Source organism: Microbulbifer maximicatervae (SeqCode) (assembly GCF_052467305.1).
The window spans coordinates 1,068,263-1,082,398 of record NZ_CP174306.1 but is presented as its reverse complement, the minus strand read 5'-3'; the positions used below and the strand labels follow the sequence as shown (position 1 = coordinate 1,082,398).

Sequence of the window (14,136 nt, the reverse complement as noted above, 5' to 3'; positions counted from 1 at the left end):
GAGTAAGACCGCAATGAAAAATCTACCCTTAGCCCTACTTCTCGCCCTTTCCTCTTCAGCAATTGCCGAAGAGACTGTAACTGGCGTGTTAGAGGAAGAGATCTCCGAGAACTTTCAAACAGGAGAAGTGGATCACCGCTTCTCCGTAAAAGACGAAACTACCGGTGACTACTACTTTATCGACGCCAAAGAGGCAAAGCAGAAAGGTATGCAATCTGGTGAGCGAGTACGTATTCATGGAGAGCGAGAAAACAAACGGCGTTTTCGTATACGTGAATCTCAACGCCTGGAGTTAAGACGAGAGGAATAACGCCCTTTCTAAGTATAATTTTAACTCCTACCTCACAAATTCCGCATAGATCAATTCGGGTGTACAGAACATTATCAGTGCACCCGATTAACAAAACACCAATTAGCCTAACACCTGGCCACCTCAGACCTAGATACATTTTACTGACCACATTATTAAAGTTAATTATTTAAGTCTTATAATATCGGCACATCTTTACCATTTAGGTAAGTTACAAACAGACCTATTCAACTTACGCCGATAGAAAACCCGAGCAGGCAAGCCACTCTAATATTCACAACACCACTCCCGCCGCCATTTCCAGCTGGGCATATAAACGCTGTAATATATGCAGTAGAGCCTAATTTCTGGCGCCAAAGACATCCATTGTGAAAGTTGACATTTTATAAAATTCTGAACGTGAACAACTCACCCCTTGTAGATTTCATCCTACCGCACCGAGATTGCAGCAAATAGCTCATCCAAATACCTTTTAGTCAAATATAATACTAAAGGCACTTCAGTCTCTTTAATTTTAAATACTAATTACCGCGTTTAAGCAATTAACTAAGAAATAAAACCGACCAGAGCCTCAGGATGAGAAACAGTAAAATTAAAAAGCTCTTTATGGGTAGCATCCCACCTATTCTGTTAATTATTGGCTCCAATAGCCTTGCCAACGATAGCCGCACAGTACTAGTAGAAGCAGCGCAACCCTGGGAGCAAGCTATTAGAACAAAGTTATTTTGCTCTGTATCATCCCCTGCCCTACATCAAATATCTAGCCACTCAGATGCTGAACTTATAGAAATAAAGCCTGTTGGCTCCATTATCAAAGCTGGTGAACTAGTAGCAGCCCAGGATGACTTTTATCTCTCTCAGCAAATGAAGATCATTCGCACTGACATTGAATTAACACAAAGCCAGCTTAACTATGCAGAAGAAGAACTAGGTAGACTGGAGAAACTTCGCTCCGCCGACATGGTTTCTCAGTCTCATTTAAATAACCTTAAGCTCAATGTGGACACCTATCAATTAACCAAGCAAAGACTCGAACAACAACTAAATACGGCTGAATATCGTTCTAAACGATTACTGCACTACGCAAAAACCGATAGTCAAGTTTTAAGCATAGAAGCTAATCCTGGAGAAAACCTCAATCCAGGACAAAGAATTATGCAGTTACTCCCATTAACTGAAAACCAAATTGAATGCAGTCTCCCTGAAGAACATATAAATAAAGAAAGTCTGCTAAGCAATAGCACCTTCAAAATTAAGGAGCAAGATATTGAACTCAGAAATATCAGCCATATAGTAAACCCAGAAACACAGAACTTTAATCTCTACTTTAAAGTAAACAGACAAAATTTCAAATCCTTACTGGTTGGGCAGCGATTTGAAATAACTATGTTTACCCCTTTCGCGGGTCATAGCGAGCAAGAATACATTACTAAAATTCCTAGTGACGCCGTAATTCTTGAGAATGGGCGACAATATAAGGTTTGGACTCTAGACAACGACCAAAGAGCAGTTAGTACCAGGGTGCAAATAATAGATACTCTCGATAATTACTTTGTCGTACGTTCAAGCATTGCTCCTGGCGATCTTTTGATTGTACTGGGTCACGAAGGGTTACAACTCAATGAAGCCGTTACTCCAACAAAGAGGGAAAACACATGAAGTCCCTGGAGAAATACAGCTCAATTATCATCTGTTGTACCTTTACCCTAATAATAGCCGGGGTTATCGCCGGGATAAATTTACCAAACGCCCTACTCCCATCCATTAATCGTCCACAAATTGCACTCGCAACCTCCTGGCCAGGAAAGACCGCAGAAGAAATAGAACAAATACTAATTGCTCCACTAGAACAGGAACTCTCTAGCCTAAGCCACCTCAAAGAATTGCAAACCAATGTTAATAGTAGCTGGGCTTGGACCATAATTGACTTCCATTCGGAGGCAAATATGGAGCAAATGTATATTGAGGTACTGTCCAAAATCAACCAAGTACCCAATTGGCCAACACAAGTTCGCACACCGGATGTATTCAATTTTGCAAATGGCGCAGGGGCTACGCTTGGATCTTTTTTCCTATATTCTGAGAAACCGGCTAGCGAACTTCAATTAATCGACGCGTTTATAAATCATGTTAAGCCAGCCTTTAGTAAAGTTCCTGGTGTACAGTCCATTGAAGAAGCCGGCACACCCACTGCCCAGCGGGTCGATATTGAGTTCGACCCGGAAAAGATGACTCGGTACTCTTTAACCATTGGTGAGATAACCGAAAATCTAAACAACTTAACGGATCGCTCGGGAGGAAATCTAAAAATTGGGTCAAAAGATTATGCCCTTCATTTCAAGGGTCAGATCCCACTAGAGGAACTCTCAACGTTACCTATCGCAACACGAGAAAGCCAAATCATTCAACTCTCGGATATTGCTTCGGTAAAAGAGCGTGTAGCTTCAGATTGGTTATACTTTGCCCTTGAAGGCAATAGATCTCTATACTTCTATCTACGCCCTACCGAAAATGTCAATATTCTAGAAACCATCGCCCAGCTCAAATCAACAATAGAAGAATTAAATGACGGAGAGTTAAATCGATTGGGGATGAAGCTCGCCATAAGCCGGGATGACTCCACGGGTATTCGGAATTCCCTCAGCCTGGTATACGGAAGCCTCTTGCTGGGTTCACTACTCGCCTGCCTGGTTATTTATTGGTTTTTACGTAACCCCAGAACTCTAACCCTAATATTTCTAAGCATTCCCATTTGTATCTCTCTGGTAGTTCTGGGAATGTATCTTGGAAATAGAAGTATGAACGTTGTTTCACTTGCAGGGATTGCACTTTCTACCGGGTTAATGGTCGATGCAGCAATTATTGTCGTAGAAAACATTCAAAGACTGCGCAAGCAGGGTATAAATATTCAGGAAAGTATCACGCGGGGAACCAAAGAAGTTTCGGGCTCATTATTTTCATCTACAATATCCAGTGTTATCGTATTCCTGCCCATTATTACTATGCAATCAGCAACAGGGCAGCTTTTTCAAGACCTGGCATTCACAATTTCAAGCGCATTATTAGCATCACTATTGTTTGCTCTACTAATACTACCCTCATTGGCCAGACACTTACTTGGAAAAGCAGCAATTTCTGTGGAGGGATCCAGTAGTATCAAAATCAATAAGGTGCTTGAATGGTGGGTGAAGCTTTCTATCCGTTCTGCAAGTAATCCTAAGCTCGCTTCCACTATAATTTTGTTAGGATTACCCGTCGCACTCATTGCCACTTTCATTTCTAGCCCTGACATTGATGTCCTCCCAGACCCTAAACAAAATATGGTCTCTGTTTATATCAACTTTGAAAGTCCTTTATCCACAGAGACCATAAGAAATGAAATTGGGGAACGGGTCGTAAATAGAATCACAGCCAATAGAGAAGAAATAGAGAACCAAGTTTCAACCTATGGAATAATTTGCAACCCAAATAATTGCAATCTCTATCTATACACAAAAGGGGACTGGGATTTTGAAGAGCTAAAGAGCTGGCTAAATGAAAAAGCTCTCTTTGGACTAATTGGGACTCGAATACATTTCAGACAAGGTGGTTTACTAAGGTTTGCCCTACCCAATAACCGTATTAGCCAGTTAGATATCAAAGGGGCAGAGCTATCTCGACTACAGATGGCAGGGAGTGAGCTTATGAGCCATTTACGCTTAGAGTTTCCAGAAGCGCAAATTCAAGAGGGAAGCGCACTTCAAAATAGAGCGGTTCGTATTGAATTTCAACCCAAGCTAGTACAATTAGCTCGTTTAGGTATTACGATATCGGAATTAAATCATCATCTGATGGCTTTAACCGATGGAATATATATTGGGCACTTCTATACGGGAACCAACACTCTTCCTTTTTACTTTAAAGCAAGAGAACCGCAAAATCTTGAGACGCTCTTAAATACAGAGATACTGATTAACGGTCACGGCTTTATTCCTCTACGTGAATTGACCGACGCCAAAATCACTCAAGCGCCAGCCAGTATACTTCGTGTCGGCCAGGAAGTGAGTGCATCAATAAACTTAACTCCTCCCGAAGGCGTTGCTATGAAGTCATTTGTCGAGGATGTTGATCAATCTGTGAAAGAGTTTTTATCAGGAAGTTCCTACAATGATCTTCATACACAGTTTAGAGGTAGCGCTAATGAACTCAATCTGTTCCTCAGTGAGTTCCTAAAAATTTTTTCAGCAGCTATCGGAGTATTGGCCTTATTAATGTATTTCGCCCAAAGGTCCGCAAAGTTAGCAGCAGCAGTACTCTGTGCTGTACCCTTATCATTTGCAGGCGGAATGATTAGCTTACAAATTTTAAATCTATTTACCCCCCAAAGCCTGGATGTAATAACCATGATCGGCTTTGTAATCTTAATGGGACTGGTAGTTAATAATGCGATACTACTAGTCAACCAATTTAATAAGTCATTGCAAAACGGAGCTAATCAATTGAAGGCGATATATATGGCTGCCAGCTTGCGTGTCCGCCCCATTATGCTTACAACAATTACCTGTATCTTTGGCAATATTCCTTTAGTGCTTAACCCTGGAAGTAGCGCAGCTATTTATCGCGGTCTAGCGACAGTTATTACCGGTGGAATGGTGTTTAGCGCCTTATTTATCTTGGCTTTTATGTCTGCCTTGCTATCACAGAAGCTGTTTAGCGCTCACTCACCTGACACTACTCAAAAGAGTGATCTAAAGCTGACAGAAGCCTCTACTGCATGATATCCCTCATTTGACATCAATTTATTCACGCCCAAACTGGAAACATATTTTTTGTGCCAGCATGGGCGTTAATACTTACTTCGAAAAGTACTTTACGACGCAGAGCGCCACCTATTCAAGCAACTTTATTTGCTATAGTTTTACAAGATGTAGTTAACCAAAACGGAGAGCAAGGGTTTAATTACCATTTATGAATGGGTAAGGAATCAAGGATGAAGTCTCTAAAATATTTACTTTTGAGTATCCCATTTACACTGCCACTTATCAGCGATGCCGCTTGGACAGAGAAGGCGCAAATTTACTACTTAAAAGTACACTCGAATGGTGTAGATGTCAGACTTAGAGGATTTGTCAATCCAGAGACAGAGGTGAGCTGCGTGAGCAAGAACACCTTTTTTCTTATCAATGACGACTCTGCCATATACAACACCAAAGTATCTTTTCTGCTTTCCGCATATATGTCCCAGAAAACTGTAAAGTTCAGTTACTACGGATGTGAAGATGACAGGATTCGCTTAGGCTCAATCCGGTTTCATGATGAGTAGCCAAATCTCATATGATTGACTGGCCCTTTATAATTTGGGCCAGTCAATTCTTATCAATATCAATCTAGAAAACATCCGGATCATCTATCAAACTTGCATTTTCCAACCCATAGTACTCGATCACCCAAGCATAACTCTGGTATATCTCATAACGAGTCGGATAGGCCCGCCCCACTTCATCCCAGCGTTTCCGCGCATTGGAATAGCTGGAACCTTTGATAACTCCTGACAACTCGAACTCATCACCATTATGGGGATTCATGACCGTTGTGGTATAGGGAACTTCAACCTCGCTATTTTCCACCATCATCCGCGCCATCATCAATCCATAGGCGGGTACATTAGATGGCATGGCATCTTTAACAGTTTCCTGGTTGCTTTTGGTCGATGTTTCCCCAACGGTCGTTGAAACACTAAAAGTCTCAGAAAAACTGAATGTAATGGAGCCACTATTTTCAACAGCGCCGGGAACACCGACCTTGTAACCCTCGGTCAAGCTAACTCCAGCAGTAACCGAAATACCCATAGTATTAGTCCAGGTATCTGTTTCACTCTTCCCGTCGGTATACCAGACTTCTGTACTGTCGTTTTGGGCAATACTGCCAGAGTTTTCAAGTAATCTCTCACCAAAGAATGTCCTGGTATTGTTGGGGGTTTCCACAATCTGATCCCAGTGAATCTCTACGCCAGATTCCACCAATTCCAAACGATCCGCAACGCAAGGGTAAATACTCCAAACTTTACTATCACTCGCAGTACCAGCAAATCCAACTACTGACCGGGTTCCAATACTTAGATGGTATTCCTCCCACTTATACCAGCCATTATTACCTCCAAAGGTAATATCACGGGTTGAGTTATCAGCCATGTCTTTCAAGTAGACTCGAATCCTGGAAATATTGCCATCGCGCTTTTTATAGAAGCGCCAACCCTGAATATATTCGGTAGCACCAAGCAACTTTCGATACCCGGAGATTGTGGTTTTGCCAACCTCCTCATCTCCTGCATATAAGTATTCGAGTTTTAACCCTTTGATTCTCTCATCACCGCTAAAACTGGTTATAGCGGTGATCTTGTCTCCAGGGATTCGGGTGGTAACATAGCTATCACACATATCGAAATCGCTACCATTCCCACTCTTACCATACTGAAATATTGTATCGTACCTTAGGGTCCCACCATTATCTGATGTATTAAAGTACTGATCCAAAATATTTTCTGTTGCACTAATCTGCACAGAAGCCAATAAACCTAACATCGCTGTGACGAAATACTTCATAGTCAACACCTTCTTTATAAGATTATTCTTTTAAACGGATACAACTATCTGAGTACAACCTTTTGTCAACTTCGTCCGTGTCCAACCCTCCTGTATTGCCTTTATTGTTTAAGTTTTCCATCCTGTGGGGTGAAAAATAGAAGTAATCTGACTTCGCGCTACCAGAACGAACCCACCACCAACGCAGTAACCACAAGCAGTAGCACAGATAGAACTCGATAGTTCTGCCATAATGGCTGTGCTTTTAGGGATACGGTCTCAGTGTCAAAATCGCTTTTAGACCAAGTGAAAGACTTGGCTTCTTCGCTAATCTCAGTAGGATAAAGCAGGCTGGCAATCACCAATACCAGTGAACAGAAGACAAATAAAATTGGAGCAATATAGAGGAAATGTAAGCTTGTCCAGTCGAAGACTTCATTGACAAAAAAGAGGCCAGCACCGCCCAAGGTACCTAACAGCAAAGTAGCCATAGCTCCCCTGGAGTTAGCACCACGCCAAAAGAATCCGATCAGGAAAAGTGCCAGTACAGGGGGAACTGCATAGGAAAGCACCTTCTGCAGATACTGGAATAAGGAACCAAAACTCTCAATTTGTGGTGCCCAAAGTACGGCAAGTATCATAAAGATAAAGGTGACCAGCTGACCTACACGCATTAACTGGTGCTGGTTTAGGCCTGGAAAAAACTTCCGCACAAAGTCCATGGTCACCAGCGTGGAAGCTGAATTAAGCGTGGAATCAATTTGCGACATTAGTGCAGCAACAAAACCGGCCAACACTAGCCCCAGGATACCGACAGGCAACAGCTCAAATAGCAGAGTGGGATAAACCATATCTGCGCGCTCTAGTTCCGGGAAAATAACAATCGCCATAGTGCCAGGCAGAACCATGATAAACAGCACGGGAAGTTTGAGCAGACCGGCAAATAAGGCTCCCCAGCGGCCGTGATTGACATCTTTCGCACTGAGTACCCTTTGCACCATAAATTGGTTAGTACACCAGAAATAAAATCCCAGCAGGGTGACTCCCGTAATTAGCCCCAACCAGGGCACACTCGAATCACCTATGGGCCGTATCAGACTCAATTGTTCCGCCGAGACCTGGGATACAACATTTTCCCAACCTCCTGCGCGATCCAGGGCAAAAATACTGATCAGGATTGAACCAAATATCAGCAGTAGCGCCTGAATGGTGTCGGTATAAATAACGGCCGCCAGACCTCCACAGATGGTGTAGATACCCGCGATCACCGCCAAAATTGAAATCGTGGTCCAAATTGGTAATTCAGGAAATATCAATTTCATTACCAGGGCCCCTGCATAGAGGCTACCTGCAGTATCAACCACAATATTCAGGAAAATAGTCAATCCCGAAAAATAAGTGCGCGCGGTGCTGTTAAAGCGACGCTCAAGCATTTCCGGCATTGTGTAAATGCGCGAGCGAAGAATTGTGGGCAGATAGAAAACGGCAAAGAAAACCAGGATAACCGCCGCCATCCACTCATAGTTGAAGACCGCTATGCCAGTGCTGTAAGCATCTCCGGCCAAGCCAATCAAAGTGGTACTCGATATATTGGAAGCGAACAGGGATAAGCCAATCAAGGGCCATACCATTTTTCTCCCAGCCAGGAAGTAGTCTTCTGCAGTATCGTGGCGGCGACTTAGGAAGAGCCCAAGGCCGATGGTGAAAACAAAATAGACGACCAAAATGGTCGCATCGACTGGGTGAAGACCAAAATCGACCGGCATAACTTCCTCGTTCACTGCTAGCAGCGTATTTTTAGAATGATTTGCTTGAACTTGGTCAAAAATTAAATCACAGTGATTTAATTAAGTAAAGCCAAGCTTCAATAAACAAAAAAAGCTATACTAATCAATAAGTTATATAAACTCGGATCTTAGTACCAACGAAGCCAATAGACTAAGCAAAGGCTTTAAAGTTACACTTTTAACAATAGAGCCGGACAATCGGTGGCCGGATCAGATCACGTTTCATCTCAGGGGGCACGGATGGGTAAAGGTAGTAATTCCAGTGGTTTACGCCGCTATAACGAGCGAGTGGTGCTCACGACCTTGCGGAAGACTGGCGCAGCCTCCAAGTCCGACCTAGCGCGCCAAACTGACCTCACCGCTCAGGCGGTTACCCGGATTGTCGATGATTTGGAAAACGCAGGACTGGTGATGCGAGAGGGACGCCGGCTGGGCGGCAAAGGCCAACCCTCGATTATGTACGTTATTAACCCTACTGGTGCTTACTCTGTCGGCATCAAGGTGGGACGGCGCAATATCGAGCTGCTACTAATGGATTTTGGTGGCACAGTACTAAAGAAAATTTGCCACGAGTTTGAATTCCCGGAGCCCGAATTTTTATTGGCAAAAATTGAATCGGGCCTCCAGGCACTTACTGATACCCTACCCGCTAAAGACAGAGGGAAACTAGTGGGCGTTGGTATCGCTATGCCCTGGTTTATCGGCGCCTGGACTGAAGAGCTCAATATGAGCGAGGAACTAGCGGCCCAGTGGAAAGAAATTAATTTTGCTGAAGAAGTTGCTCAGCGCACACATCTGCCGGTCTTCTTCGAGAACGACTGTTCAGCTGCTGCTGTTGCCGAATTGCAGTTTGGCAATGGCCAAGACATATCCAATTTTCTCTACGTTTATATCGGGACCTTTATCGGTGGAGGCCTGGTATTAAATGGCAGCCTGGAAACCGGCGTCCATGGCAATGCGGGCAATCTGGTTTCCCTGCCAGTGCCCCCCTCAAAACTTAGCAGTACCCCTGAAAATCAAGGGGCATTTGAGCTACTCCTCAATCGCGCTTCACTATTTGGGCTGCGCAGACATTTACGAGAGTGCGGCATCGAAATTACCAGCACTTCCGAACTTGAAACGGTAATGGACCAGGCCCGCCCTCAGATCCAGGAGTGGCTGGACGACTGTGCAGATGCGCTGGTTTATGCATTTCTATCGGCAAACAGCGTACTGGACCTGGAGGCTATTATTGTCGATGCGCATTTACCCCGCTTTTTATTAGACGAACTGGTCGAAATGATTTCTCGCAGGATAAAGCAGGTGGCGCCTTCAGGCGTATTTGCGCCCAAAATTGTCAGTGGAAAAATTGGAGTCGATGCCATCGCCACAGGCGGTGCGATTTTGCCTTTTTACTCAATTTTTGCACCGGATAAAACAGTTCTATTAAAGGGCGGCATACCAGGAAGAATATCTACCTGATTGCGCCTTAATTGGAACCCCAGAAAAGCATAAAAATAACTCTGGGCTCCTTAAGAATAATCAAAGCAATAACTCACCGGCAAATTTCCAATCAGCACTAATGAGGTAAATATCATGGCATTTAATCTCGATAATAAATGGGTATGGGATTTTTGGTTCGCGCAGGACGGCGACCAGTACCATGTATTTTACCTTCAAGCCGATAAATCACTGGGCGATCCTGAGCTGCGCCATTGGAATGTATCTGTCGGTCATGCCGTTTCTACGGACCTTATTCATTGGACAACGCTCCAGGATGCATTAAAACCCTCACCTCGAACTGCAACCGCCAGTGAGGAAGCTGCAGACTCTTACACTACCTGGACCGGCTGTGTACACAGGGAAGGCGATACCTGGTATATGTTTTATACCGGTACTAAATATTCAGAGAAAGGCCTGGTTCAGCGGGTCTGCCTGGCAACTTCCAAGGACTTATTACACTGGGAAAAACACCCCAACAACCCCCTGGTGGAATTAGATCCCAATTTCTACGATGGCCTGAACCTTGAGTATTGGCACGATGCATCCTGGCGTGACCCATGGATCGTTAAGGACCCCTCGCAGAATCTCTACCATATGTATGTCACTGCGCGCTGTAACCAGGGCAGCCCAGATGGGCGTGGCGCAGTTGGCTATGCCAGTTCAACGGACTTAATTCACTGGAAAGTGGGGCAACCGGTACTGGCTCCCGGCTGGTATGGCGAAATGGAAGTACCGCAAATTGAATACATCCATGGCCGCTACTACTTATTCTGCTCAGTATCGACAAAGTTCCACAGCGCTGCCCATCGACAATCCATGCAGGGTACACCACTGACTGGCACAAAATATTTTATCGCCGATGATCTGAATGGCCCATACGAAGTGGTTGGAGATGGCTTTATCGGCGCAGACCAGCAGGGATCACTCTATTCCGGCCGGGTTATCCAGGGGCCGGACCAACATTGGTATCTGCTGGCTTTTAATAGGGACGATGCCGAGGGCAACTTTATCGGCGGTATCTGCGACCCCAAACGCATCGAGTTTATGGACGATGGACAACTGGAATTGGCCAAAGACTAGCAGGCAGGAATCGCAACCAAATCCTTAGGTAGATGCTCACCAGAAGCATCTACTGCCCCGTATCCCCTTCTCCCGCAACCAGTGCTACTTAGAAAGACAAGCAGCGCTGTCACCAGAAGCAAAGATCGTTACCGCGAAAATCACTGCTTCCCCTTGGTTTACTTATCTATTTGCTGATTCCACTTCGTAAATTCCACAAATTTTCGTATTGCCTTTATTAAATCACAGTGATTTAATAAATGTGTTCGCGGGGAGAGATCCCACCCATGCGGTAACAGGAAGAGAGTCTCGAGCCCGCAGAGAACGGGCCGTGAAAAATCTAATAACCATAAGAGATGATTGAGGAGAGCGCCGTGATTGCAGAGGGCTTCCAAGCAGGTTCAGAGACACAGAAACACTTTAAACCACACTCCATAGCCCTGGCAGTTGCCATGGCCTCCAGCGTTGCGGTACCGGCAACAGCTGAGGAAATGCCGGAAATTGAAGAGGTGATGGTTACCGCAACCGCCCGACCGGTTACCAAGATGGAATCCAGCGTATCCGTTAGTGCACTGGACACAGAGGAAATGGCGAAGTACGCCCCGCGCTCTACCGCAGAGCTGTTCCGCAGCTTACCCGGTATTCGGGCGGAATCCTCCGGTGGCGGCGGCAATGCAAATATCACCGTTAGAGGTATTCCCCTGGCAACTGGCGGCTCCAAATATATGCAAATCCAGGAAGACGGATTGCCTGTATTAGAATACGGCGATATTAATTTCGGTAACACTGACAACTTTGTTCGCACCGACTCCTCTCTCGCACGTATAGAAAGCGTACGCGGCGGCTCTGCCTCCACCTTTGCCAGCAATTCCCCTGGCGGTGTGATCAATATGATCAGCAATACCGGCGAAGAAGAGGGTGGTAATGTAGGACTTTCGTTTGGTGCGGACTACGATGAATCCCGCCTGGACTTTGGCTATGGCCACCACTTGAATGATTCTTTGCGATTCTATGTCGGCGGATTTTTAAGAGAGGGGGAAGGCATCCGCGAGACCGGCTTTGATGGGGATTCCGGCGGCCAACTCAAGGCCAACCTCACCAAAGAGTTTGATAACGGTTATGTCCGCCTCTATTACAAACATCTCGATGACCGGGTAACAACTTATCTTCCTGGCCCTGTAACCTATAAAGGCGATGGTGAATTCGGCACGGTTGCCAACTTCGATGCCAGCAGCCAAACCCTGCATTCCGATAATAATCGATACATTTCCACTTTTGATGCCTACGGCAATCCGGTAACCCGCGACTTATCCGACGGTATCGAATCACTGGTAGAAGCCTATGGCTTTGAAACCAAGTTCGAATTTAATGATGGCTGGACTGTTACCGACAAATTCAGAATTTCTGATGTTAGCGGCAGCTTTATTTCCCCCTTTACCGATACTTTCGGCGATTACGGACCACAATCCACACAGGATATGGCTGATACCATTTGTGCAAATGCCGTAGCCAGTAGCGGAGAAGCCATAGACTGTAGCGCCGGCACAACGGTGACTTATGCCAATGGTGAAGAGGCCGAAGGCCTCGCCTATGTCGACCTGCTCTTTGATACAGAAATACACGATTTGGGTCTGATAGTTAACGACTTTAAAGTCGATAAATTAATTGGCGATAATATTGTTGTTTCCGGTGGATTCTATTACTCCAACCAAAATATCAAAACCAGCTGGAATAGTTGGAATGCCCTAGTTCAAACTGTTGACGGCAGCAATTCTGAAAACCTCACCATAACTGCCAATGCCAACGGAGATGTACTGGTAGACGATGGGGTCTGGTCTGCAAGCTTTCTTTCCTGGGCCTGGGACCTGGAATATGAAACTTATGCACCCTATATGAATGTGGCGATCGACATCGGCGACTTTACCTTCGATGTCAGTGCCCGCCACGATATGGTCAATGCCAAAGGCTCCCTGGTTTCCAGCTGCTGCGGTGGTGATACAGACTACGATCTGAATGGCGATGGTATTATCAGCGACGTGGAAAGTGCTAGCGCTTCCGATGCTTTTGGATTCACCGGCGGCGTCATCACAATGGCCAACGGATCCACCCAGCTCGTTGACTACGACGCAGACAACACCTCTTTCTCTCTCGGTGGAAATTATATTCTCAACGACAGCATGGCTATTTTTGCCCGCTACAGCGAGGGTGGTCGAGCAATTGCCGATCGGCTTCTACAAATTAGCGGCGCCCTCAACAGTGACGGAAGCCTAACCGACACCACCGATGGCTTCGACTCTGTGGACCAGCTGGAAATTGGATACAAACTCTCAACCGGCGATCTGGATTTCTTTGCAACTTACTTCAATACGGTCACTGAAGAGACCAATGCAGAAATCACTAGCGGCTTAACGTTTGTACGCGAGTATGAAGCCCAAGGAATCGAGCTGGAAGCAGCCTACAGTTATGGAGACTTTTCCGTAAATGGAAACCTCACCTGGACCGACGCCGAAATTTCAAAAGATGCCAACGACAGTTCTGTCGTAGGTAATACCCCGCGCCGTCAAGCTGATTTCATTTACACGATTACACCGCAATATAACTTTGGCGATGACTTTACATTTGGTGCAAGCCTCCAAGGGTCTACAGAATATTTTGTTTCTGACTCCAACCAGTTGAAACAGGAAGGTTATGTCCTGGTCAATCTGTTTGGTTCTTATTACCTGACAGAAGACCTTACCGTTTCCTTTAATGTAAACAACCTCACCGATGAATTTGTTGTTACCGAAGTTGAAGAGTCTTACGCAGAAGTTGGAGACATAGTACGCGGACGGGCTATCAGTGGCCGCTCCACAAGTGTCAGTTTCAATTACGCTTTTTGATCGTTGTTCTTCCCTACTGTAGGGAGCCTCTGAGCAATTCCGTGATGCCTCTGGCTTTC

9 protein-coding genes are annotated in these 14,136 nt (G+C 45.2%); 7 read left to right on the top strand and 2 right to left on the bottom strand.

What is annotated here, in order from left to right; translation table 11 throughout:
- The first annotated feature begins 13 nt into the window (after positions 1 to 13).
- The 4 genes from ACJJI4_RS04945 to ACJJI4_RS04930 all read left to right on the top strand — a co-directional run bounded on the left by ACJJI4_RS04945 (position 14) and on the right by ACJJI4_RS04930 (position 5,612).
- Positions 14 to 310 carry a hypothetical protein gene (locus ACJJI4_RS04945; protein ID WP_444896582.1) on the top strand — a complete coding sequence of 99 codons (297 nt, stop codon included), beginning with the start codon at positions 14 to 16 and terminating at the stop codon, positions 308 to 310.
- Positions 311 to 886: 576 nt separating this feature from the next.
- The gene (locus tag ACJJI4_RS04940) at positions 887 to 1,969 is read left to right on the top strand and encodes an efflux RND transporter periplasmic adaptor subunit (protein ID WP_444927282.1); all 1,083 of its coding nucleotides are present in this window, start codon (positions 887 to 889) and stop codon (positions 1,967 to 1,969) included.
- On the top strand, positions 1,966 to 5,067 hold the full coding sequence (locus tag ACJJI4_RS04935; protein WP_444927281.1) for an efflux RND transporter permease subunit: 3,102 nt from the start codon (positions 1,966 to 1,968) through the stop codon (positions 5,065 to 5,067). Before ACJJI4_RS04940 ends, ACJJI4_RS04935 begins: the two co-directional genes overlap by 4 nt.
- 212 nt (positions 5,068 to 5,279) lie before the next feature.
- The gene (locus tag ACJJI4_RS04930) at positions 5,280 to 5,612 is read left to right on the top strand and encodes a hypothetical protein (protein ID WP_444927280.1); all 333 of its coding nucleotides are present in this window, start codon (positions 5,280 to 5,282) and stop codon (positions 5,610 to 5,612) included.
- Positions 5,613 to 5,676: 64 nt separating this feature from the next.
- Here the strand turns inward: ACJJI4_RS04930 and ACJJI4_RS04925 are convergent, their stop codons facing one another.
- Together ACJJI4_RS04925 and ACJJI4_RS04920 are read right to left on the bottom strand one after the other, a co-directional pair.
- On the bottom strand, positions 5,677 to 6,891 hold the full coding sequence (locus ACJJI4_RS04925; protein WP_444905879.1) for a hypothetical protein: 1,215 nt from the start codon (positions 6,889 to 6,891) through the stop codon (positions 5,677 to 5,679).
- A 158-nt stretch (positions 6,892 to 7,049) separates the two neighbouring features.
- Positions 7,050 to 8,651, bottom strand: a complete 1,602-nt coding sequence (locus ACJJI4_RS04920; RefSeq protein WP_444927279.1) for a sodium:solute symporter — start codon at positions 8,649 to 8,651, stop codon at positions 7,050 to 7,052.
- A 246-nt stretch (positions 8,652 to 8,897) separates the two neighbouring features.
- Here ACJJI4_RS04920 and ACJJI4_RS04915 point away from each other — a divergent pair, with 246 nt between their 5' ends.
- From ACJJI4_RS04915 to ACJJI4_RS04905, 3 genes are all read left to right on the top strand, one after another.
- The gene (locus ACJJI4_RS04915) at positions 8,898 to 10,118 is read left to right on the top strand and encodes an ROK family transcriptional regulator (RefSeq protein WP_444927278.1); all 1,221 of its coding nucleotides are present in this window, start codon (positions 8,898 to 8,900) and stop codon (positions 10,116 to 10,118) included.
- 114 nt (positions 10,119 to 10,232) lie between these two features.
- On the top strand, positions 10,233 to 11,219 hold the full coding sequence (locus tag ACJJI4_RS04910; protein ID WP_444927277.1) for a glycoside hydrolase family protein: 987 nt from the start codon (positions 10,233 to 10,235) through the stop codon (positions 11,217 to 11,219).
- Between the two features lie 353 nt (positions 11,220 to 11,572).
- The gene (locus tag ACJJI4_RS04905) at positions 11,573 to 14,077 is read left to right on the top strand and encodes a TonB-dependent receptor (RefSeq protein ID WP_444927276.1); all 2,505 of its coding nucleotides are present in this window, start codon (positions 11,573 to 11,575) and stop codon (positions 14,075 to 14,077) included.
- The last annotated feature ends 59 nt before the right edge of the window (positions 14,078 to 14,136 follow it).

What these genes read in the sequence shown, in the direction of transcription:
- ACJJI4_RS04945 (WP_444896582.1), top strand. Translation starts at nt 14, where the DNA reads ATGAAAAATCTACCCTTAGCCCTACTTCTCGCCCTTTCCTCTTCAGCA.
- ACJJI4_RS04940 (WP_444927282.1), top strand. Translation starts at nt 887, where the DNA reads ATGAGAAACAGTAAAATTAAAAAGCTCTTTATGGGTAGCATCCCACCT.
- ACJJI4_RS04935 (WP_444927281.1), top strand. Translation starts at nt 1,966, where the DNA reads ATGAAGTCCCTGGAGAAATACAGCTCAATTATCATCTGTTGTACCTTT.
- ACJJI4_RS04930 (WP_444927280.1), top strand. Translation starts at nt 5,280, where the DNA reads ATGAAGTCTCTAAAATATTTACTTTTGAGTATCCCATTTACACTGCCA.
- ACJJI4_RS04925 (WP_444905879.1), bottom strand. Translation starts at nt 6,891, where the DNA reads ATGAAGTATTTCGTCACAGCGATGTTAGGTTTATTGGCTTCTGTGCAG.
- ACJJI4_RS04915 (WP_444927278.1), top strand. Translation starts at nt 8,898, where the DNA reads ATGGGTAAAGGTAGTAATTCCAGTGGTTTACGCCGCTATAACGAGCGA.
- ACJJI4_RS04910 (WP_444927277.1), top strand. Translation starts at nt 10,233, where the DNA reads ATGGCATTTAATCTCGATAATAAATGGGTATGGGATTTTTGGTTCGCG.